Genomic DNA, 20578 nt, shown 5'->3' with positions numbered 1-20578 from the left:
CGGCGGGGCGCATGCCGGGCGCATCACCGCAGGCCGTCCGCGCACGTCCCGGTGGCGTGCGGAGCGCTCGCGGAACCCCGCCGTTCAGCCCCCGAAACTCCAGGAGAACGTGCCGTTCACGGTGACGAGGACGGCCAGGACGACGAGGTCGGCCACACCGAGGGCGAGGCCCAGCAGGGCGCGGCCACGGCGGGTGGTGGAGCGGGCCAGAGCGAGGACGGCCATGGTGATGGCGACCGGCCCCAGCAGGATGTTCATCACCAGCAGACCGGTCAGCCCGAGGACGAAGGAGGCGACGGCGAGCCCGTCGGCCTCCCGGGCGCGGGGGCTGCGGGTGTCGCGCGGGGCGAGTGCGGTGAGTGTCATGGAACGGGCTCCTTCGCGGTGAGGGCCGGGGGTCAGTGGGACCTGCGGGCGAGACGTTCACGGACGGCGAAGACCGCAAGCCAGCCGCCGATGAGCGCTGCGGCGATCAGGGTCACGGACAGCGGGAGGTGGGCGACGGCTCCGAGGACGACCCCCAGGAGCAGCAGGGTGGCGACGAGGACAAACATGGTGCGGCCTCTCCGTGAGCGCTTGAGAGTACGAGTGTTCACTGACTCCTCAGTCTAGATGCCGCTCCCCTTCCTCTGTTGGGAGAACGGTTGTTTACTGAATGGCATGAGTCACACCGCCGGCATCCGCCAGACCCAGAAGCTGAAAACGCGCCAGGCGCTGCTGGACGCCGCGCTCCACCTGCTGGAGCACCAGAGCCTGAGCAGCCTGGGGCTGCGCGAGGTGACCCGCGCGGTGGGCGTGGCCCCGACCGCCTTCTACCGGCACTTCGACGACACGGCGGCGCTCGGAGTGGCCCTGGTCGAGGAGACGCTGGGCAGCCTGCACGGCATGATCGGCGCGATCCTCGCCGACACGGGCGACAGCGAGGCTCGCCTGGACCGCAGCGTGGAGCTGATAGCGCGTCATGTCGGTGAGCAGCCGGACCACTTCCGCTTCATCGCCCGCGAGCAGCACGGCGGCGTGGGCCCGGTCCGTGCGGCGATCGCCGCCCAACTCGGGCTGTTCGCCGACGAGGTGGCTGCGGCGCTCGGCACGGAGCCGGAGTCGGCGGGCTGGAGCCAGGAGGATCTGCGGATGCTGGGCGGGCTGTACGTGGACCACATGGTCCTCACCACCTCCGCCCTCCTGGAGGCGGGCCCCGCCGGCGAGCGCGAGGTGATCCGGGTGGCCCGGCGGCGTCTGCGCCTGGTGACTCTGGGCCGGGCGCACTGGCTGGACGGCGGCGCTCCGGGGACGTCCCCCTAGGCTCGGCCCCATGAGTGACTGGATTCTGGACAGGACCTTCGCGAGTTCCTCGGGCGAGGTGCGCTGGGGGGTGCTCGGCGCCGAGGAGGCTCCACCAGTCGTCCTGGTGCACGGGACGCCGTTCTCCTCGTACGTGTGGCGGGGCGTCGCCCGCGCGCTGGCGCAGGACCACCGGGTGCACGTCTGGGATCTGCCCGGCTACGGCGCGTCCGAGAAGTACCCGGACCAGGACGTCTCCCTGCACGCCCAGGCCGTCGTCCTGACCGAACTCCTCGGCCATTGGGGGCTCGACGGACCGGCCGTCGTCGCCCACGACTTCGGCGGCTGCGTCGCGCTGCGGGCGCATCTGCTGCACGGAGCGCGCTACCGGCGCCTCGCACTGGTCGACCCGGTGGCGCTGGCTCCGTGGGGATCACCCACGTACCGCCTGCTCGGCAGCCACCCCGACGTGTTCGGGCAGCTGCCGGCGGAACTGCACCGGGCGCTGGTGAAGGAGTACGTCGGTTCCGCGAGCCACCCCGGGCTGCACCCGGATGTGCTCGACCGGCTCGTCGCGCCGTGGTGCACGGAGGCCGGGCAGCCCGCGTTCTACCGGCAGATCGCGCAGAACGACCAGCGGTTCACCGACGAGATCCAGGACAGGTACGGGGAGCTGGAGCTGCCCGTACTGGTCTGCTGGGGTACGGAGGACACGTGGATTCCGGTTGGCCGGGGGCATGAGCTGGCCGGGCTGATCCCGGGCTCCGAGCTGCGGCTGATCGGCGGGGCCGGGCATCTCGTCCAGGAGGACGCGCCCGCGGAGCTGACCGCCGCGCTCACGGGTTTTCTGCGGCCGGACAGGCCCTAGCTTCGCGGGGCCCTGGCCAGTTGGCGGGACTGGGCCACCAGGCGGTCCGCGCTGTCCCAGACGTCCGCGTCCTCCTCCAGGAAGCCGCCCGCGAGGTTACGGGTGGTGATGGAGACACGCAGCGGGCCGGGGGCCGGGCGGCAGCGGATGTGGGTCGTCAGCTCGATCGTGGGTGTCCAGCCCTTGAGGCCCAGTTCGAACGAGGTCGGAGGCAGCGCGTCCACGGTGAGGAGAAGGGAGAGCGGGTCCGCGTCCCGGCCGTCCGCGAGGCCGAACCAGCCGCGCATCTCGCCCTTGCCGGACGGTGCGCCGATGGCCCAGCCGATCGTCGCCGGGTCGAGCTTGATGTCGAGGCGCTCGGTGATGGCGGAGCTGCCGGGGATCGGGGCCGGGCCGTCGCTCGGGCCGAGGCAGTGCTCGCGCGGCGGGATCGCGGGCGGCAGCGCCGTGGTACGGATGTCGTCGGTGAGGCCGTCCAGGTCGCCGTAGGTGGCGAGCACCCGGATGCGCTCGATCTCGGTGCCGTCCTCCGCGTACTGGAAAAGGGACGCCTGACCGGTGGAGAGGGTGCGGCCGGTGCGGACGACCTGTGTGCGGATCACCGCGGGGCCGGGCGCGGAGGCGGTGAGGTAGTGCGCGGAGACCGAGAACGGGTCGGAGTGCGGGAGCGCCTCACCGAGGGCGCGGCCGAGCATGGCCAGCAGATAGCCGCCGTTGACGGCCTGGATGATCGTCCAGCCCGCGGAGAGTTCCGCGTCGTAGACGCCCTCTTCGCGGAGCGTGACCGCCGTGTCGCGGTCGAACTCGCTGTCCCCGATGGTTGCCTGCGTCGCCTGCGCTGCTGCCTGTGCCATGCGATGCACGGTACACCGATTGCATTACTGAGCGGTAGCTTTTCAGGGTCGGGCAGATGACGGACTCGGACGGGCCCTAGGGTCTGTCCGGCGGGTCAGGGTCGGATAGGGCGCGGCGTCTGGTGCGGTGCATCGCAAGGCGCCGGAGCGTCCTCAGGTGGGGTCTCCCCTGCTCGAACGAAGTTGAGAGCTCGGGGAAGGAGCTATGCGGGCGGTTCGGCAACGCCGCGAGGTGCCGTGCCGGACGCCGTGACCCCGGCCATGATCCGCCGGACAGACCCTAGCCCTCGTCGGCCGTGGCCGAGCGGCGGTTGTAGGCACGTGGTGCCCGCCAGTGGAAGCGCATCGCCAGCAGTCGCAGGGCGAACGCGGTGATCACCGCCGCACCGCTCGTGAAGGTGTTGAGCGTGTCGAAGCGGATGCACAGCACGACCATCGCGGCCCCGACGATCGCGGGCACGGCGTACAGATCGCGGTCCCAGCGCAGCAGCGAGGGCACCTCGTTGGCCAGTACGTCGCGCAGCACACCGCCGCCGACCGCGGTGGTGAGTCCCAGGGCCGCGGAGGCGGTCAGCCCGAGACCGTACTCGTACGCCTTCACCGTGCCGGTGACGCAGAAGAGCCCGAGCCCCGCGGCGTCGAAGACGTTCACGCCGACCTGGATCCGCTCGACGTGGGGGTGGAGGAAGAAGACCAGGCCCGCGGCGAGCAGCGGGGTGGTGAAGTAGCCGAGATCCGTGAAGGCGGCGGGCGGGATCGCGCCGATGATCACGTCACGGAACAGCCCCCCGCCCAGCGCTGTCACCTCGGCGAGTACCGCGATGCCGAAGACATCGAAGTTCTTGCGTACGGCGAGCAGTGCGCCGGAGATCGCGAAGACGAAGATTCCGGCGATGTCGAGCGCATGCTGGACGGAGGGCGTGAACAGTTCGAGGAGCACCCGGGCAATTGTGCCGGTACTACTCCTTCGGGTTGTCCCCCGACTCCTCGGGCTCCGCCGGAGCGGACGGCCCCGGAGTCGCTTCCGGAGCGGCTTCCTCCGGCTCCTTCTTCAGGGCCACGATCTCGATCGCCTCCCGCGCCGTCGCCAGCGCGGTGTCGCCGGGGACCTGGTCCGGCGCGTTCTCCGGGTGGTGGCAGGCCACCTGGTGCCCGGTCTTCAGCGCGACCAGCGGCGGCTCCTGCGTCTTGCAGACCTCCGTCGCCTTCCAGCAGCGGGTGTGGAAGCGGCAGCCGCTCGGCGGCGAGATGGGCGAGGGCACATCTCCCTTGAGCAGAATCCGCTCGCTCTTCGCCGACCGGCGCCTGGGGTCCGGGATCGGCACCGCCGACAGCAGCGCCTTGGTGTACGGGTGCATCGGCGACTTGTACAGCGACTCGCGGTCGGCCAGCTCCACGATCTTGCCGAGGTACATCACCGCGATCCGGTCCGAGACGTGCCGGACGACCGAGAGGTCATGGGCGATGATCACGTACGTCAGGCCCAGCTCGTCCTGGAGGTCGTCCATGAGGTTGACGACCTGCGCCTGGATGGAGACGTCGAGCGCCGACACCGGCTCGTCGGCCACGACCAGCTTCGGGTTGAGCGCGAGCGCCCTGGCGATCCCGATGCGCTGGCGCTGGCCGCCGGAGAACTCGTGCGGATAGCGGTTGTAGTGCTCGGGGTTGAGACCGACCACCTCCAGCAGCCGCTGCACTTCCTTCTTGACTCCGCCCTCGGGGCTGACCTTCTGGAGCTTGAAGGGCGCTCCGACGATCGTGCCGATCGTGTGCCGCGGATTCAGCGAGGAGTACGGGTCCTGGAAGATCATCTGCATGTCCCGGCGCATCGGGCGCATGCCGCCCACACCGAGGTGCGTGATGTCCTTGCCCTCGAACTCGACCGTGCCCGCCGTGGGTTCGAGCAGCCGGGTGATGAGCCGGCCCATCGTCGACTTACCGCAGCCGGACTCCCCGACCACACCCAGGGTCTCCCCCGCGTGCACCTCGAAGTCGATCCCGTCGACGGCCCTCACGGCACCGGTCGTGCGCTGGAGCAGGCCCTTCCTGATCGGGAAGTGCTTCTTCAGGCCGGTCACCCGGAGCAGCACCTCCGGAGAGGCGGCCTTCCCGGAGTCCCGCTGCGCAGGAACGTCGACGCTCTTGTCCTGGCTCGTCACGGCTTTGTCCTCGCTTTTGTCCTCGCTCACAGCTTGGGCGCAATCTCTTCGGTCCAGATCCGCTCCCGCTGCTCCGCCGACAGGTGGCAGGCGGCCGAGTGCCGGCTGCCGACCTCCAGGAGATCGGGCCGTACGGTGCGGGTCACGTCGTCCTTGGGCAGATCCGCGTACGGGCAGCGCGGGTTGAAGGCGCAGCCCGACGGGATGTTGATGAGCGAGGGCGGAGAGCCCTTGACCGGGATGAGCCGGTCGGTCTGGTCCCGGTCGAGACGGGGCATGGAACCGAGCAGACCCCAGGTGTAGGGGTGCCTCGGCTCGTAGAACACCTTCTCGGCCGGTCCGCGCTCCACACAGCGCCCGCCGTACATCACGAGGATGTCGTCGGCGAGCTCCGCCACCACGCCCAGGTCGTGCGTGATGACGATGACGGCGGAGCCGAACTCCTTCTGCAGATCCCTGATCAGGTCGAGGATCTGCGCCTGCACGGTCACGTCGAGGGCCGTGGTCGGCTCGTCGGCGATCAGCAGTTCGGGGTTGTTGACCAGCGACATCGCGATCATCGCGCGCTGACGCATACCGCCCGAGAACTCGTGCGGATAGCTGTCGACGCGCTTGTCGGGCTGCGGGATGCCGACGCGGTCGAGCATCTCGACGGCCCGGGTGCGGGCCGCCTTCTTGCTGACGTCGTGATGGACCCGGTACGCCTCCACGATCTGCTTGCCGATCGTGTAGTACGGGTGCAGCGCGGACAGCGGGTCCTGGAAGATCATGGCCATGTCCCGGCCGCGGAGCTTGCGCACCTCGTCCGGGTCGCTGGACAGGAGTTCCTTGCCGTTCAGCCAGATCTCGCCGGAGAGCTGGGCCTTGCGCTTGCCGTACTGGCCGGCGGTGTGCAGACCCATGATCCCGAGCGAGGTCACGGACTTGCCGGAACCCGACTCGCCCACGATGCCGAGGGTCTTGCCCCTCTCCAGCGTGAAGCTGAGCCCGTCGACGGACTTGACCAGGCCGTCGTCGGTCGGGAAGTGCACCTTCAGGTCGCGGACGTCGAGGAAGGCGTCCGCTGCGGGCGAGGCGGAGGCGACCGGCTCGCCCAGGGCGGCTCCGCTCTTGCTCAGCTCGGTCATGACAGCCTCACTCGGGGGTCGATCACGGCGTACAGAATGTCCACGACGAGGTTGGCGATGATCACCGCGAGCGAGGTGATCAGCACGACGCCCAGGATGATGGGCAGGTCGCGCTCCTTGATCCCCGCGAGCACCGCCTGGCCGAGGCCGGGAAGGCTGAAGGCGGTCTCGGTGAGGATCGCGCCGCCGATGAGGGCGCCGAGGTCCATGCCGAGCATGGTCAGGATCGGTGTCATGGTCGAACGCATCGCGTGCTTGCCGATGACGACCGGCTCGCTGAGGCCCTTGGCACGGGCGGTACGGATGTAGTCCTCGCCCATGACTTCGAGCATCGTGGCCCGGGTGATACGGGCGTACATCGCCGCGTACAGGAAGGCGAGTGTGACCCAGGGCAGCAACATGCCCTGGAACCAGCCGCCGAAGCTGTCCCCGATGGGTACGTACCCGGAGTCGATCCAGGCCAGTCCGTAGTCGAAGACCGCGAGGGCCGCCATGGCGGTGAAGTAGATCGGCAGCGAGACGCCCGCGAGCGCGACGACCATGGCCGAACGGTCCCACATCGTGCCCCGCTTGAGGGCGGAGAGCACACCGGCCGAGACACCGACGAGCAGCCACAGGAAGGCCGCGCCGAGCGCGAGCGTCATGGTGACCGGAAGACGGTCGGTGAGCACCGGCCAGATGGCCTGCTCACTGCGGAAGGAGTAGCCGAAGCAGGGCGCGGCGCAGTTCGTGACGTCGCCGCCCCCGGCGTAGGTACGCCCGACGAAGATGCCCTTGAAGAACTCCAGGACCTGGATGAGGATCGGTTCGTCCAGCGCGAGCTTCTGCCGGATCCCTTCCACTGCCGCCGCGTCCGAGGTCTTGCCCACGTACATCGTGGCGGGGTCGACGCCGGTCCACTGGGGGATGAGGAAGAAGATGCAGAAGACCACCACGACGATGACCACAAGCATTACTGCGACGGCCATGAGCCGCCTGATGAGGTATGTGAGCACTGCTCTCGGCCCGGCGGGGGGCCGCGGGCCATCGGAGGTCGTCCGATGGCCCGCGGCGCACCGCTCCGGCCTTCACCTGCCTTTCGTGCCGTACGGCGGGTGTGCCGGTGTGGTGGTTACTTCACAACGCCCAGGCTGGTGAAGTCGTACGTACCGCTGTAGGCGTCCGTCGTGTAGACGTTCGTCAGTCGCGGGGAGCGCCAGTTGATGAACTTCTCGAAGACGAAGGGCAGGTAGTACGCGCCCTCCATCACCTGGTGGTTGATCTCGGTGGCGATGGCCTTCTTCTTCTCCGGGTCGAGCTCGACGGAGAACTTGTCGAAGTTGGCGTCGATCGCCTTGTCGTCGATCATGGCGAAGTTGTTGTTGCCGCTCTCGAGGATGTAGCTGCTGTCCCAGAGGGGCGCGCCGTAACCCTGGACCGAGGGGAAGTCCGGACCCCAGCCCATGATGATGATTCCGTAGTTCTTCTTCTTGACCACGGACGGGTTGCCGATGATGCCGGAGGTCTGCGAACCGTCGTACTTGTCGATGTCGACCTTGATGCCGACCTTGCCGAGCGACGCCTGGAGCGACTCGGCGGTGGCGACCTCGACCGGCTTGTTGTTACGGACGGCGATGGTGGTGGAGAAGCCCTCGGGCTTGCCGCACGCCTTCAGCGCTTCCTTGGCCTTGGTGACGTCCGGAGCGCCGTCGTTGGCGGCGAGGCCGAACGGGTCGTACTTCTGGCCCTCGGAGCCGGGCACCGACGGGGGCAGCATGTTGGTGCCGATGTCGCCACCGGCGACCGGGCCGCCGCGCGCGGTCTGGAGCGACTTGTGGTCGGCTCCGTAGATGACGGCCTTGCGGCAGTCGATGTTGTCGAACGGCGCGACGTTCTGCGGGAAGACCGCGTAACGGATGTAGCCGGAGACCGGGTTGTCCAGGTTCCCCTTGTGCTCCTTCAGCGCCTTGATACGGCCCTGCGGGGAGAGACCCGTCTGGTTGATGTCCAGGTCGAAGTCACCGGCGATCAGGCGGTTGTCCATGTCGTCCGCGTTAGAGAACAGGTTCAGCGTGATCTTGTCCGGGAGCGCCTTGCGGACCGGGTCGGACGCCTGCTTCCAGTTCGTGTTGCGAACCAGCACGACGGACTTGCCCGGCTCGTAGGACTCGAACTTGTACGGGCCGGAGGAGAACGGCTTCAGGCCGTACTTCGACTTGGTGTCCTTGTCCTGACGGACCGGCGAGGACGAGGTCAGCGCCAGGATCTCCTCGAAGTCCGAGTTCGCCGTCGGGAGCTTGAAGATGATGGTCTTCTCGTCCGGCGTCTCGATGGCCTTCAGGCCCAGCTTGTCCTTGGAGGTGTCCTTGTACGGACCCTTGTACTCGCCCTTGGGGTCGAGGATGTCACGCAGGTAGACCGGGCCACCGGACAGCACGTCCTGCGCCCACTGGCGCTCGATGCCGTACTTGATGTCCTGGGAGGTGATCGGCTTGCCGTCCTCCCACGTGACACCGTCGCGCAGGGTGTACGTGTAGGTCTTGCCGTCGTCGGTGATCTTGGCGCGCTCGGTGGCGAGGTCCGGCGTCAGCTCGGCCCCGGCCTTGCCCGGCTCGGCCTTGCCGGTCACCAGCTGGCGGCTGTAGTAGCGCATGAAGTTCCACACGAAGCCGTAGTAGCCGCGCGTGGTGTCCCACGAGTCGGCGTCCTGGGCACCGGCGAACTTCAGCGTGCCGCCCTTCTTCTCCGAAGGGTTGGCGATCTTGTTGTTGGCCGCGTCGAAGCCGGCCGCCGCGCCGCCCTTGCCTTCCTTGCCGTTGTCCTTGCCGTCCTCGCTGCCGCCGCATGCCGCGGTGGAGAGCAGCGCCGCGACCACGGCAGCAGCGGCCACTGCCTGCTTGCGCCGTGCGTTCCGTCGGGTAGTCACGATTCGGATCCTCCGTGTGTAGAAGCGGCCCGTGCGGTGCACGGGCTCCGCGGGGTACGGCAGTTAGCGAGAACCCTTCGGGTCGAGCGCATCGCGTACGCCGTCACCGAAGAGGTTGAAGGAGAGAACGGTGATGAAGATGGCCACACCTGGGACGACCATGTACATCGGGTCGGCCTCGTAGTAGCTCAGGGCCGAGGACAACATCTCGCCCCAGGAGGCGGAGGGCGGCTTCACTCCGACACCGAGGAAGCTCAGGGCGGCCTCGGTGAGGATGTTGGTCGGGATCATCATCGTGGCGTACACGATGATGGGCGCGACGAGGTTGGGCAGGAGCTCCTTGAAGAGGATGTAGATCCGCCCGGCCCCCAGGCTGCGTGCCGCGTCCACGTACTCCCGCTCGCGCAGCGACAGGGTCTGGCCTCGCACGACCCGGCCGACGTACGGCCAGCCGAAGAATCCGATGACCAGGATCATCACGAAGAGCCGGACTCCGGTACCCGTCAGACCCAGCATCTCGTTCGGCATGACCGAGACCAGCGCGATGATGAAGAGGAGCTGCGGGAAGGCCAGCAGCATGTCCATCACGCGGCTGATGACGGTGTCCAGCCAGCCGCCGAAGAAGCCCGCGAGTACGCCGAGAACCGTGCCGAGCACGATGGCGACGACGGCGGAGGCGAAGCCGACGAGCAGCGAGACCTGGGCACCGTAGACGATGCGGGCGAAGATGTCCCGGCCGCTGACCGGCTCGACGCCGAGCAGATGCTCCGAGCTCATCCCGCCGAACGACCCGATGGGAGTGGAGAAGAGAGGGTCGATCAGTTCTTCGTGGCGCTCGTACGGCGACTGCCCGACCAGACTCGTGATCAGCGGCGCCAGTACGGCGACGAGGACGAGCACCAGCACCACGACGCCCCCGCCGAGGGCCAGCTTGTCCCGCTTCAGACGCTCCCAGGCGATGCGGCCCAGCGAGCGGCCCTGCACCGCCTTCTCCGGGACGCCGGCCTCGAATCCCGCCGTCGGGGCCGCTTCCGTTGTCGGCTCGTGAAGTGGTGCCGTCATCGTGCCAGGGACCCCTCTCAACCGGCGGTGGCCGGTACACACTTGCCGCTGTGGCGGCGTGATCAGTCCGTTTGTGTTCAGGGACGGAACATCCCTTGTTGCGGGAGTCTTCATCGGGGCCGCGACAGGTTGCCAGACTTGGCGGTGAATGGATGCCTAACCGTGATGCATCAGGGCTGATCCGTTATCCGGACGCACGTGAACGCCCCCCGGACACGGGGAGGTTGGCATGGATTAGGGCACGGAGTACCGCCAAGGCCGCTTTGGGTGGCAGCGGCCCACAGAGCGGGTGAATTGCAGTTCGCCCGGCCATTGGGGCGAAAAGGGGACTAGAACGCGCGCGGGGCCTGGCCGGCGGGCGGCGGGTAGCCGTATCCGGGGGTGCCGGGCGGCGGTCCGGCCGGGGCGTGCGCCTCGCGGTCGTAGAACGGACGGGAGTTGGCGCGCAGCCACATCGCGACGGGGTCGTACTCGTCGGACATCGAGACCGTGGAGACGGGCAGGCCGTCGGGGACCGCGCCGATCGACTGCTGCATCATGGCGCGCACGGCGTCGACGGACGGCCGGCCGGTGTCGTAGAGATCGAGCCCGATCGCGAGGTACGGGACACCGAGCGCGGGCTGCACCCAGGCGCGGCGCAGCGAGCGGACGGCCGGGGTGCGGTGGGCGTTCTGTGTGAGCAGCGCGTAGAACTGCGGGATCTCGATGGCGGGCTCGGAGAGCCGCAGCGGTCCGGCGGGCATCCGGTCGAGGCCGGTCGCGATGCGGCGCAGGTCGAGCCAGGGGATGCCGACGCCGCCGCCGGGGGCGTGCGGGTTGAGCCAGATCCCCCAGCGGTCGGGGAAGAGCGCGCGGGCGATGTCACGTCCGGTGACGAGTTCGTGGGCCCGGTTCCAGCCGCTGGCCGAGAGCTCCTGGGCCGAGGTCACACAGGGGGCGTAGCCCAGCCCGTCGACCTCCATGTTCCCGTACTGGGCGTCGGGTGAACCGGCGGTGCCGTGCCAGAGGAGCATCCAGAGCCGGCCGTCGGTCAGGGCCTGGAGCAGCGCTTCGTACGCGTCGTAGCGCCCGGGCGTCACCTGGCCCAGCACGTGCTCGATCTGCCCGGCCGCCGCGGTGCCTGACGCGCTCACTCTGGGTCCCGCCCCTCATCGATCCGCTGTGTCGCCTCGCCACTTCCGGGCACACGGGTGCGACCCCGCCATCAAACCAGCTTATGCCTCGCTTTTGACACCGACTTGACGGCGGTCAGTGTCCGTCGCGCCGGTAGAAGGGCCGTACCTTCTCCCGCATCCAGTCCCCGACGGGGTCCTGCGCCACGTCGAGCAGGACGAGATTGACCGGCCAGGGCGGCTGGACCCGGCCGAGCGCACGGCCCAGCGCGTCCATCGGGGCGCTCTGCCCCGCACCGTCCCAGGTGGCGAACTCGACACCGACGAAGAGGACGGGGTCGCCGCCCTCGATGGTGGCCAGCGCCCGGCGGGCGGTGCTCACGACGCCGCTCTCCTGGAACTCCCCGGACACCGCGGCGAGGAAGTCGACGGGGTCGACCTGCCAGTCCGGCTCGTACAGCGTGACCCGGCCGCCGCTGGCGGGACCGTCCAGGGGTGTACGGCCGGCCCGGCACAGTTCGGCGACGGCGGGCGGCGGCAGGGGCAGGCCGACGGCTCCGCCGGGGTTCAACGCGATGCCGACCTGCGGGGGCAGCCCGCGGGCGAACTCGCGGGCGGGCGCCACGGCGAAGGAGAGGTGGGTGCCGACGCACAGCAGGAACTGGGCCTCGGAGCTGTACACGGGGACGTACGCGGATCCCTCGATGTCCATCATCGGCAGATCGAGGTCGGCGCTGGCGGTGCTGCCGCCGTTGGGCAGCGGCACCCAGAGCTGGCTGCGGCCGAGCACTTCGAGCAGCCGGCCGGCGGCCTCCGGGACGCCGAGGGAGGCGACCAGTACTTCTTCGAGCTCGTTGCCCGGCCAGCCGTGGTGCGGCTGCGTCTCGAAAGGCGCCGGATTGTCCACTGGTCCCCTGTTCCCTTCTCGTCATGCTCTGCGGCAGCGATCGTAGACGAGCGGGGCCGGCGCGGTGCGTCCTACGTACGCGCGAAGGAGATCCGGTCCAGCGCGTCCGCGGCCTGACGGTCCAGGAGCACCGCCGATGCGCATCCCGCGGGCAGCAGGCCGGTCTCCGTGTCGCGCATGAGCCGGCCGACGGAGCGCCGGTGGCGGGCGAAGGCGTAACCCGAGACTCCGCGCCCGCGCTCCCGCTGCCCCTCCCTGGCCACCTCGGGGGTGACGTCGAGCAGGACGAGGTGCAGGATGCGGCCCCGGCGCCGGGCGTCCCGGGCCAGCCAGCGCCGTACCCAGGTCTGCGTACCGCAGTCGTGGACCACGACGGCCTCGCCGGAGCGCAGTGCCTGCCAGAGTCCGGTGTAGTGGGCGGCCCTGACGAGCGGCCGGTAGAGGGCGTACGGGAGCAGGCCGGGCAGGGCGCGGGCCCAGCGGTCCCTGGTGTCCTGGGAGTCGATGGCCCGGTCCGTCACCGTGCGGCGGATCAGGGTCGACTTGCCGCTGCCGGGCAGCCCCGAGACGACCACGACGTCGCCCGCGGCGAAGTCCAGGCTGCGCGGGCTGCGCCCGTCCCGGCTGCGCAGATCGCGCACGACGGGTGCGTGCGTGCCCAGCGCCTCGCGGACGGGCGCCGCCTGCTGCGGCGGCACCGCGCCGTGCGCGACCCCCGCGGTCGTCGCGTAACGCTGCAACGTCATCGCCTCCCCCTGTCCGGTGACCCACATCTGCCCAAGAAGTGTAAAGAAAAGGTAATGCGGCACAACCGGCTCACCGGCGCGTTTCCGTCGGGACCGGACGCCCCACTCTCCCGCACCTCGTGCGATGATGACCCCGCCAACTGCATACCGGCCGTTTGAATCCGCGCGGGAGAGTTCCGGACACTGTGTGTGCCGGGCGCCGAAGGAGCAAGTTCCTCCCTTGAATCTCTCAGGCCCCGTACCGCGTGGATGAGGCAGATCTGAAAAGCGAGCCGTTTTGCGGCTCCACCCAAGGTGCAAGCCGACCTCTGCAGGGATTGTCCCCGTTCATCAGGGACTGACCCCCTTCAGGGCCTCTCGGCGAACCTCTCAGGTTCCGATGACAGATGGGGAGGGATCGTCCTCTGTCGTCATGCCCTGGAGCCATATCCATGAGCACTGCCCCGAGCACTGCCCCCCGCCATACCGCGCTGGACGCCCTGCACCGTTCGCTGGGCGCGACCATGACCGACTTCGCGGGCTGGGACATGCCCCTGCGCTACGCCAGTGAGCGCGACGAGCACAACGCCGTGCGTACGAAGGCCGGTCTCTTCGACCTGTCGCACATGGGCGAGATCACGGTCACGGGTCCGCAGGCCGTCGACCTGCTGAACCACGCGCTGGTCGGCAACATCGGCACGGTCGGCCTCGGCCGCGCCCGGTACACCATGATCTGCCGCGAGGACGGCGGAATCCTGGACGACCTGATCGTCTACCGCCTGGGCGAGACGGAGTACATGGTCGTCGCCAACGCGGGCAACGCGCAGATCGTCCTCGACGCGATCACCGAGCGCGCCGCCGGTTTCGACGCCGTCGTACGGGACGACCGTGACGCGTACGCGCTGATCGCCGTCCAGGGCCCGGAGTCCCCCGGCATCCTGAAGTCCGTCACGGACGCCGACCTGGACGGGCTCAAGTACTACGCGGGCCTGCCCGGCACCGTCGCCGGTGTCCCGGCGCTGATCGCCCGTACCGGCTACACCGGGGAGGACGGCTTCGAGCTCTTCGTCGCCCCCGAGCACGCCGAGCAGCTGTGGAAGGCCCTCACCGAGGCGGGCGCCCCCGTCGGCCTGATCCCGTGCGGGCTCTCCTGCCGCGACACGCTGCGCCTGGAGGCGGGCATGCCGCTGTACGGGCACGAGCTGACGACCGCGCTGACCCCGTTCGACGCGGGTCTCGGCCGGGTCGTGAAGTTCGAGAAGGAGGGCGACTTCGTCGGGCGGGAGGCCCTTCAGGCCGCCGCCGAGCGCGCCGAGACCGCTCCCCCGCGCAAGCTCGTCGGCCTGATCGCCGAGGGCCGCCGGGTCCCCCGCGCCGGCTTCGAGGTCGTCGCGGACGGCAAGGTCGTAGGTGAGGTCACCTCCGGTGCCCCGTCGCCCACGCTGGGCAAGCCGATCGCCATGGCGTACGTGGACGCGGCGCACGCCGCACCCGGCGCCGCGGGCGTCGGAGTCGACATCCGGGGCACGCACGAGCCGTACGAGGTCGTGGCGCTGCCGTTCTACAAGCGCCAGAAGTAGAACCGTAGGGCGCGGCAGCCTCTGCCCACGTGACGCAGTCGCGTCTCACACCGTAAGACCACCGTTCATCAGCACTCCCCCGCGTACAGGAGAATTCAGGTCATGAGCAACCCCCAGCAGCTGCGGTACAGCAAGGAGCACGAGTGGCTGTCGGCCCTCGAGGACGGCGTCGCCACGATCGGCATCACCGAGTTCGCGGCCAACGCGCTCGGTGACGTCGTGTACGCCCAGCTCCCGGAGGTCGGCGACACGGTGACCGCGGGCGAGACCTGCGGCGAACTCGAGTCGACCAAGTCGGTCAGCGACCTGTACTCGCCGGTGACCGGTGAGGTCACCGCGTCGAACCAGGACGTCGTGGACGACCCGTCGCTGGTGAACTCCGCTCCCTTCGAGGGCGGCTGGCTGTTCAAGGTACGCGTCGCGGAGGAGCCGAAGGACCTGCTCTCCGCCGACGAGTACACCGAGTTCTCCGGCAACTGAGACCCAAGGGACCCCCTGATGTCGCTTCTCAACTCCTCCCTCCACGAGCTGGACCCGGACGTCGCCGCCGCTGTCGACGCCGAGCTCCACCGTCAGCAGTCCACCCTCGAAATGATCGCCTCGGAGAACTTCGCTCCGGTCGCCGTCATGGAGGCGCAGGGCTCCGTCCTCACCAACAAGTACGCCGAGGGCTACCCGGGCCGCCGCTACTACGGTGGCTGTGAGCACGTCGACGTCGTCGAGCAGATCGCGATCGACCGCATCAAGGCGCTCTTCGGCGCCGAGGCCGCGAACGTGCAGCCGCACTCCGGTGCGCAGGCCAACGCCGCCGCGATGTTCGCGCTGCTGAAGCCGGGCGACACGATCATGGGCCTGAGCCTGGCCCACGGCGGTCACCTGACCCACGGCATGAAGATCAACTTCTCCGGCAAGCTCTACAACGTGGTCCCGTACCACGTCGACGAGACCGGCATCGTGGACATGGCCGAGGTCGAGCGCCTCGCCAAGGAGACCAAGCCGAAGCTGATCGTCGCGGGCTGGTCCGCGTACCCGCGTCAGCTCGACTTCGCCGCCTTCCGCCGCATCGCGGACGAGGTCGGCGCGTACCTGATGGTCGACATGGCGCACTTCGCCGGCCTGGTGGCCGCGGGTCTGCACCCCAACCCGGTGCCGCACGCCCACGTCGTCACGACCACCACGCACAAGACCCTCGGCGGTCCGCGCGGCGGTGTGATCCTCTCCACCCAGGAGCTGGCGAAGAAGATCAACTCCGCGGTCTTCCCCGGTCAGCAGGGTGGCCCGCTGGAGCACGTGATCGCGGCCAAGGCCGTCTCGTTCAAGATCGCGGCGGGCGAGGAGTTCAAGGAGCGCCAGCAGCGCACCCTGGACGGCGCGCGCATCCTGGCCGAGCGCCTGGTCCAGCAGGACGTCACCGAGGTCGGCGTCTCCGTACTCTCCGGCGGTACGGACGTGCACCTGGTCCTCGTGGACCTGCGCAACTCCGAGCTGGACGGCCAGCAGGCCGAGGACCGGCTCCACGAGCTGGGCATCACGGTCAACCGGAACGCCATCCCGAACGACCCGCGCCCGCCGATGGTCACCTCGGGTCTGCGGATCGGTACGCCGGCCCTGGCCACCCGCGGTTTCCAGGCCGAGGACTTCACCGAGGTCGCGGAGATCATCGCGTCGGCCCTGAAGCCGTCCTACGACGCGGACGACCTGAAGGCCCGCGTCATCGCGCTGGCCGACAAGTTCCCGCTGTACCCCGGCCTCAAGTAGGTCATCCGCAGTTTGCACATCCGGTGGGGGCACCGCGCACACTGAACAGTGAGCGCGGTGCCCCTACCGCTGCCCCGCGCTCTGCGGGCCCACCGGCCCGCCCCGCACCACCCGGCAGACAACGGCGTCTTCCAAACCCTTAGGAGTTCTCCCGTGGCCATCTCGGTCTTCGACCTCTTCTCGGTCGGCATCGGCCCGTCCAGCTCCCACACCGTCGGCCCGATGCGCGCGGCCCGTATGTTCGCGCGCCGTCTGAAGAACGAGGGCCTGCTGGCCCACACGGCTTCGATACGTGCCGAGCTGTACGGATCGCTCGGCGCGACCGGCCACGGCCACGGCACCCCCAAGGCCGTCCTGCTCGGCCTGGAGGGCGAGTCGCCCCGTACGGTCGACGTCGAGGGCGCCGACGCGCGCGTCGAGGAGATCCGCTCCTCCGGGCGCCTCAGCCTCCTCGGCATGCACGAGATCCCCTTCGACACCGACGAACAGCTGGTCCTGCACCGCCGCAAGGCCCTGCCGTACCACGCCAACGGGATGACGATCTTCGCGTACGACCACGAAGGCGCCCCGCTCCTGGAGAAGACGTACTACTCCGTCGGCGGCGGCTTCGTCGTCGACGAGGACGCGGTGGCCGGCGAGAGCCCGATCGTCCCGGACGACACCGTGCTCAAGCACCCCTTCCGCACCGGCGACGAACTGCTCCGCCTCGCCCGGGAGACCGGCCTGTCCATCTCCTCCCTGATGCTGGAGAACGAGAAGGCCTGGCGCACCGAGGCCGAGATCCGCTCCGGCCTCCTGGACATCTGGCGTGTCATGCAGGCGTGCGTGGCCCGCGGCATGGCCACCGAGGGCATCCTGCCCGGCGGCCTGAAGGTCCGCCGCCGCGCCGCGAACTCCGCGCGCCAGCTGCGCGCCGAGGGCGACCCGCAGGCCCACGCGATGGAGTGGATCACCCTCTACGCGATGGCGGTCAACGAGGAGAACGCCGCGGGCGGCCGTGTCGTCACCGCCCCGACCAACGGCGCGGCCGGCATCATCCCCGCCGTTCTGCACTACTACATGAACTTCGCCGCCGGCGGCTGCACCGATGCCGAGAAGGACGACAGCGTCGTCCGCTTCCTCCTCTCCGCCGGAGCCATCGGCATGCTCTTCAAGGAGAACGCCTCGATCTCCGGCGCCGAGGTCGGCTGCCAGGGCGAGGTCGGCTCCGCCTGCTCCATGGCGGCCGGCGCCCTCGCCGAGGTACTCGGCGGCTCGGCCGAGCAGGTGGAGAACGCCGCCGAGATCGGCATGGAACACAACCTGGGCCTGACCTGCGACCCGGTGGGCGGTCTCGTCCAGATCCCCTGCATCGAGCGCAACGGCATGGCGGCGGTCAAGGCCGTCACCGCGGCCAAGATGGCACTGCGCGGCGACGGCACCCACAAGGTCTCCCTCGACAAGGTCATCAAGACCATGAAGGAGACCGGCGCCGACATGAGCGTCAAGTACAAGGAGACGGCGCGCGGCGGTCTCGCGGTGAACATCATCGAGTGCTAGACGTATAGGCCCTGACCAGCGCGTTCGTGTCTTTCAGCGCTGTCAGGGCCTTCCCTATTTACGCGGCGGAAGGTCCCTGCCCTCCCGCCGGGGGGACAGACGTGAAAGTCCCTGCAAAGTCCTGGGAAATCCCCACGGGATGGGCGTCTGACCTGCAGGTTTGTGGCGCATAGTCAACGACGGGAACTCCACCCCCCGCTATCTGAATGTACCAAATCGATCCCTCATTCCCATCAGAGGGGTACTATTCGATACATGAGTGCTGCGGAAATCTCGCGCCTGGAGCAGCGGCTGGCTGGCCTCTCTCCGACGTTCACGACCGCGCAGGCGCGTCAAGCCCTTCTCTCCGCTCGTGATCTGGCGTACCTGGTAACCGAAGGGGAGATAGACGAACTGTCCCGTGGCGTGTACCGGCGGGCAGACGCACCGGAGACCGCATACGCAGATCTACTGGCCGTGTGCACGCGGGCGCCTCGCGCTGTCCTGTGCGGGGAGTCGGCCCTGGCTCTGCACGAGCTGATCGACGACATTCCCAGCGCCGTGCACATCGCCGTACCACGCGGATCACGCCGTCCCACGATCTCTTACCCCCCGACCGTGGTGGCGCAGTACGCGGCCAAGACCTTCGCCCTCGGCGTCGAACGGTTCGAGGCCGCGCCGGGAGAGACCATTCCCGCATACAACGCCGCCCGCAGCGTCGTCGACGCGATGCGCCACCGTGGCAGAATCGGCGAGACCATGGCCCTGTCCGCGCTCGGCCGCTACCTGCGTCGCAGCGGACGAAGCGGGGTCGGCGAACTCCAACTCATCGCGCGCGAGCTGGGTGCGCTCTCCGTCATCCGCCCCGCCGTAGAGGCGGTGCTCGCCTGATGGTCAACCCAACTCGCGCTACCACCGCAGGCCGCGTCTACAATGATCTGCGCAATCTGGCTCGTCGCAACGGCCGTTCAACGGACGAGGTCATGGTCGAGTACGTACTCGAACGCTTCCTCTACCGCCTGGGAGCATCCCCCCTCGGCCGCGAGCACTTCATCCTCAAAGGCGGCCTGCTGCTCGCTCAGTTCGGCGCCCGCCGGATGACCCGTGACATCGACATCCTCGGCCACGCGTTCTCCGGCGAGGAAGCCGAGATCATCCGCAGAATCGCCTCGATCGCCACCACTGAAGTCGACGACGGTGTGGCATACGACTCCGCCACACTCAGAACCGTACCCATCCGAGAGGAGGACGAGTATCACGGCCTACGGCTGTCGATGGCCGCATCGATCGCCCGGGCGCGTCTCAAGCTCCAACTGGACATCAGCTTTGGCGATCCCGTCACTCCCGGACCTCAGACCATCAACTACCCGCAGCAGCTCACCACGGACAGCTTCCAACTCTTCGGCTACCCGCTCGCCACCGTCATCGCCGAGAAACTGTCCACCGCCATCTCGCTCGGCGATCTCAACACCCGCGACCGTGATTACGCGGACCTCTACCGCCTGCTGACACTCAACAATCTCAACGGCGAAGAGCTGGCCGCAGCGCTGACCGCCACCGCCACACACCGTGGCATAGAGCTGAAGCCCCTCAGCGCCGCGATCACCGACCTCGCCGTGCGCCGCCAATCCTCCTACGCCGCCTGGCGCCGCCGACAGGGACCTTCCTCGGCCGGCTATCCGAATCTCTTCACTGACGTGGTCGGCCTGGTCATCGCATTCGCAGACCCACTGCTCGCAGGCACCGCCGCCACACGTAGTTGGAACAGCTCAGCCAATACGTGGACGTGATCCGGCTCCCTCACAAACCGCAGGAGATGCCCCACCCCCCGAAGCGTCAATGACATCCCGTCACTGACTGTCGGAGGTGCGCCCGACACACGGAACGGTGGATGCCCAGTCGTTCGTGACGCCAGGGAATGCAGGAACTTCCCATCCGTAGGCCCACGTCACGAACCGGGGCTACGTGGGTTCGGAACAATGTGCCCGGAGCCCGGCGGCCAAGGCAAAGAGGCTGCGGGTGCGAGCAGGAAGCAAGGAGTACCCATTCGGCCCGGCGGTCAGGCCGGCCCGCCCACCCACAACTTGTCAATCAGACGCAGCAGGACGTCATATGTCTCTCCACGACGGTATTTGATCACGGGGGATTCCCTGCCATGCCGGTCGGCCGAGTACGGAGTCAGATAGACAACCCGTTCGGTTACGATGATCCGGCCGATGTGTGGAACGCCATAACCACGTGCTTCGAGGTGTCCCTCCACCGTGAGCGGAGCAAGGTAGTCGTAGGTCGCCGCGATCTGGCGGCGCAGCAGACCGGCGCCGAAAGCGGAGTCGAAGACCTGGATCTCCTCCTCCCGGTCGGTGATCCAGTCCGGCTCTCCTGCGGGAACATCAAGTTTCGGCAGCAGTATGCGACAGCGGGAGCGGCGAGCCCGACAGCGAAGGAACAGCTCCTCGAACAAGTCGCGCTGTAGTTCAGAACCGCGGCCTGTCAGAACGGACACCTCCCTCGCCCGACCCAGTTCCCGCTTGATGTCGTGTGCCGCATCTCGACTGTTGGCGAAGACCTCTTCCACATCCAGGTGCAGTAGATGGGCAGCAAGGCCACGCATAAGGCGACGGGCAGTCTTCGAGAATGCCCATACCAGCGCCAAGAAGAGAGCGCTGGCAAGCAGTGACGTGCCGATATCGCGTAGAAATTCCATTCCTCATCCCCGTTGCCA

Annotated in this window: 21 protein-coding genes and 1 riboswitch; of the genes, 8 read left to right on the top strand and 13 right to left on the bottom strand. The window is 68.7% G+C overall.

Annotation, left to right across the window (positions count from 1 at the left end):
• Positions 1-84: 84 nt before the first annotated feature.
• Together ACWGO0_RS03255 and ACWGO0_RS03250 are read right to left on the bottom strand one after the other, a co-directional pair.
• Positions 85-366: a DUF4190 domain-containing protein gene (locus tag ACWGO0_RS03255; protein ID WP_453527194.1), complete on the bottom strand. Its 282-nt coding sequence runs from the start codon at positions 364-366 to the stop codon at positions 85-87.
• Positions 367-398: 32 nt separating this feature from the next.
• Positions 399-554: a hypothetical protein gene (locus ACWGO0_RS03250; RefSeq protein WP_453527191.1), complete on the bottom strand. Its 156-nt coding sequence runs from the start codon at positions 552-554 to the stop codon at positions 399-401.
• A gap of 106 nt (positions 555-660) precedes the next feature.
• On the opposite strand from ACWGO0_RS03250, the gene ACWGO0_RS03245 reads away from it, so the two are divergent.
• Together ACWGO0_RS03245 and ACWGO0_RS03240 are read left to right on the top strand one after the other, a co-directional pair.
• On the top strand, positions 661-1302 hold the full coding sequence (locus tag ACWGO0_RS03245) for a TetR family transcriptional regulator (RefSeq protein WP_453527188.1): 642 nt from the start codon (positions 661-663) through the stop codon (positions 1300-1302).
• 10 nt (positions 1303-1312) lie between these two features.
• Positions 1313-2149, top strand: a complete 837-nt coding sequence (locus tag ACWGO0_RS03240; protein WP_453527185.1) for an alpha/beta fold hydrolase — start codon at positions 1313-1315, stop codon at positions 2147-2149.
• Here the strand turns inward: ACWGO0_RS03240 and ACWGO0_RS03235 are convergent.
• From ACWGO0_RS03235 to ACWGO0_RS03190, 10 genes are all read right to left on the bottom strand, one after another.
• Complete coding sequence (locus ACWGO0_RS03235; protein ID WP_453527182.1) at positions 2146-3003, bottom strand: thioesterase family protein; 858 nt, start codon at positions 3001-3003, stop codon at positions 2146-2148. The two genes, ACWGO0_RS03240 and ACWGO0_RS03235, sit on opposite strands and share 4 nt — an antisense overlap.
• A 280-nt stretch (positions 3004-3283) precedes the next feature.
• Positions 3284-3943 (bottom strand): trimeric intracellular cation channel family protein, encoded by a 660-nt coding sequence (locus ACWGO0_RS03230; protein WP_453527180.1) that lies wholly within the window; start codon positions 3941-3943, stop codon positions 3284-3286.
• A 19-nt stretch (positions 3944-3962) separates the two neighbouring features.
• Complete coding sequence (locus tag ACWGO0_RS03225) at positions 3963-5162, bottom strand: ABC transporter ATP-binding protein (protein ID WP_453527177.1); 1200 nt, start codon at positions 5160-5162, stop codon at positions 3963-3965.
• 26 nt (positions 5163-5188) lie between these two features.
• The gene (locus tag ACWGO0_RS03220) at positions 5189-6289 is read right to left on the bottom strand and encodes an ABC transporter ATP-binding protein (protein WP_453527174.1); all 1101 of its coding nucleotides are present in this window, start codon (positions 6287-6289) and stop codon (positions 5189-5191) included.
• The gene (locus tag ACWGO0_RS03215) at positions 6286-7284 is read right to left on the bottom strand and encodes an ABC transporter permease (protein ID WP_453527171.1); all 999 of its coding nucleotides are present in this window, start codon (positions 7282-7284) and stop codon (positions 6286-6288) included. The genes ACWGO0_RS03220 and ACWGO0_RS03215 overlap by 4 nt, the downstream gene beginning before the upstream one ends.
• A gap of 116 nt (positions 7285-7400) precedes the next feature.
• A complete protein-coding gene (locus tag ACWGO0_RS03210; RefSeq protein ID WP_453527168.1) occupies positions 7401-9194 on the bottom strand; it encodes an ABC transporter substrate-binding protein in 1794 nt (597 codons plus the stop codon).
• Between the two features lie 63 nt (positions 9195-9257).
• Positions 9258-10256 carry an ABC transporter permease gene (locus ACWGO0_RS03205; protein ID WP_453527165.1) on the bottom strand — a complete coding sequence of 333 codons (999 nt, stop codon included), beginning with the start codon at positions 10254-10256 and terminating at the stop codon, positions 9258-9260.
• 329 nt (positions 10257-10585) lie between these two features.
• Positions 10586-11389, bottom strand: coding sequence for an enhanced serine sensitivity protein SseB C-terminal domain-containing protein (locus ACWGO0_RS03200; protein WP_453527162.1), 804 nt, complete (start codon positions 11387-11389; stop codon positions 10586-10588).
• Positions 11390-11504: 115 nt separating this feature from the next.
• A complete protein-coding gene (locus ACWGO0_RS03195; protein WP_453527159.1) occupies positions 11505-12275 on the bottom strand; it encodes an enhanced serine sensitivity protein SseB in 771 nt (256 codons plus the stop codon).
• A 71-nt stretch (positions 12276-12346) separates the two neighbouring features.
• A complete protein-coding gene (locus ACWGO0_RS03190) occupies positions 12347-13021 on the bottom strand; it encodes an AAA family ATPase (protein ID WP_453527156.1) in 675 nt (224 codons plus the stop codon).
• Between the two features lie 156 nt (positions 13022-13177).
• A riboswitch (glycine riboswitch) is annotated at positions 13178-13275 on the top strand.
• Positions 13276-13452: 177 nt separating this feature from the next.
• Between ACWGO0_RS03190 and gcvT the strand changes: the two genes are divergently transcribed.
• The 6 genes from gcvT (at position 13453) to ACWGO0_RS03160 (ending at position 19646) form a co-directional block, all read left to right on the top strand.
• The gene (gcvT, locus tag ACWGO0_RS03185; protein ID WP_453527153.1) at positions 13453-14580 is read left to right on the top strand and encodes a glycine cleavage system aminomethyltransferase GcvT; all 1128 of its coding nucleotides are present in this window, start codon (positions 13453-13455) and stop codon (positions 14578-14580) included.
• A 102-nt stretch (positions 14581-14682) separates the two neighbouring features.
• Positions 14683-15060: a glycine cleavage system protein GcvH gene (gcvH, locus tag ACWGO0_RS03180; protein WP_453527150.1), complete on the top strand. Its 378-nt coding sequence runs from the start codon at positions 14683-14685 to the stop codon at positions 15058-15060.
• Between the two features lie 18 nt (positions 15061-15078).
• Positions 15079-16338 (top strand): serine hydroxymethyltransferase, encoded by a 1260-nt coding sequence (gene glyA, locus ACWGO0_RS03175; RefSeq protein ID WP_453527148.1) that lies wholly within the window; start codon positions 15079-15081, stop codon positions 16336-16338.
• 153 nt (positions 16339-16491) lie between these two features.
• Positions 16492-17877 carry an L-serine ammonia-lyase gene (locus ACWGO0_RS03170; RefSeq protein ID WP_453527146.1) on the top strand — a complete coding sequence of 462 codons (1386 nt, stop codon included), beginning with the start codon at positions 16492-16494 and terminating at the stop codon, positions 17875-17877.
• 255 nt (positions 17878-18132) lie between these two features.
• On the top strand, positions 18133-18747 hold the full coding sequence (locus ACWGO0_RS03165; RefSeq protein WP_453527143.1) for a type IV toxin-antitoxin system AbiEi family antitoxin domain-containing protein: 615 nt from the start codon (positions 18133-18135) through the stop codon (positions 18745-18747).
• Entirely contained in the window at positions 18747-19646 is a 900-nt protein-coding gene (locus ACWGO0_RS03160; RefSeq protein WP_453527140.1) for a nucleotidyl transferase AbiEii/AbiGii toxin family protein, read from the top strand. Before ACWGO0_RS03165 ends, ACWGO0_RS03160 begins: the two co-directional genes overlap by 1 nt.
• A gap of 269 nt (positions 19647-19915) precedes the next feature.
• On the opposite strand, the gene ACWGO0_RS03155 is transcribed toward ACWGO0_RS03160, so the two are convergent.
• Complete coding sequence (locus ACWGO0_RS03155; RefSeq protein WP_453527137.1) at positions 19916-20560, bottom strand: hypothetical protein; 645 nt, start codon at positions 20558-20560, stop codon at positions 19916-19918.
• Between the last annotated feature and the right edge of the window lie 18 nt (positions 20561-20578).

This window comes from Streptomyces sp. NPDC055749 (genome assembly GCF_053617235.1).
This window is presented reverse-complemented; position numbering and strand designations above follow the sequence as displayed.